The sequence below is a fragment of the Glycomyces sp. NPDC021274 genome (genome assembly GCF_040641195.1).
Classification (GTDB): Bacteria; Actinomycetota; Actinomycetes; order Mycobacteriales; family Micromonosporaceae; genus Glycomyces.
The window spans coordinates 1-1,058 of record NZ_JBFADC010000132.1; the positions used below are offsets into that span (position 1 = coordinate 1).

A 1,058-nucleotide genomic window follows, 5' to 3' on the forward strand; every position below is an offset into this window, starting at 1 on the left:
GTACCGGGAGAGCAAGCACATCTACGAGAACCTGCGGCCCCAGCCCGTCCGCTGGTTCGCCGGCTGACCGGTACCCACCCGTCACGCCTCCGGCCCGGGGTCCAGGCCCCGGGCCCCAGCGCACTTCGCAGTAAGGAGCACCCCTCATGCCCGTGTACGACTACGTCGTCGTCGGTGGTGGAACCGCAGGTTCCGTCATCGCCTCCCGCCTCGCAGAGGACCCCGACATCACCGTCGCCGTCATCGAGGGCGGCCCCTCCGACATCGACCGCGAGGACGTCCTGACGCTGCGCAAGTGGCTCGGCCTGCTCGGCGGTGATCTGGACTACGAGTACACGACCACCGAGCAGCCCCGCGGCAACTCGCACATCCTGCACAGCCGCGCCAAGGTCCTCGGCGGCTGCTCGTCCCACAACACCCTGATCTCCTTCAAGCCGCTGCCGTCCGACTGGGACGAGTGGGAGGCGGCCGGCGCCACCGGTTGGGGCGCCGAGCAGATGGACCCCTACTACGGCAAGCTGCGCAACAACATCGTGCGGGTGGCCAAGAAGGACCAGAACCAGATCGCCACGGACTGGATCGAGGCCACCAAGACGGCGCTCGGCGTCCCTGAGGTCGTCGGCTTCAACGACGGGCCCTTCGAGGAGGGCGTCGGCTTCTTCGACCTCTCCTACCACCCGGAGAACAACAAGCGGTCCTCCGCCTCCGTCGCCTACCTCCACCCCCACATGGAGGCCGGCGACCGCCCCAACCTCACGCTGATGCTGGAGACCTGGGCGCACAAGCTGGAGCTGGACGGCACCAACGCCAAGGGCGTCCACGTCCGCACCAAGGACGGCGAGCAGGTCTACGTCGAGGCCGCCCGCGAGGTGCTGGTGTGCGCCGGCGCGGTGGACACCCCGCGGCTGCTGATGCACTCCGGCATCGGCCCGAAGGCGGACCTGGAGGCGCTGGGCATCGAGTGCGTCCTCGACCTGCCGGGCGTCGGGGAGAACCTGATCGACCACCCCGAGTCGGTCATCGTCTGGGAGACCAACGGGCCGATCCCCGGCAACTCC

1 protein-coding gene is annotated in these 1,058 nt (G+C 69.2%); it reads left to right on the top strand.

Translation table 11 applies throughout. The features are described 5' to 3' along the window. Positions 1-146 precede the first annotated feature (146 nt). Positions 147-1,058 (top strand): GMC family oxidoreductase N-terminal domain-containing protein (locus AB0I03_RS27120; protein WP_360417496.1); only part of this gene is annotated, 912 nt, incomplete at its 3' end.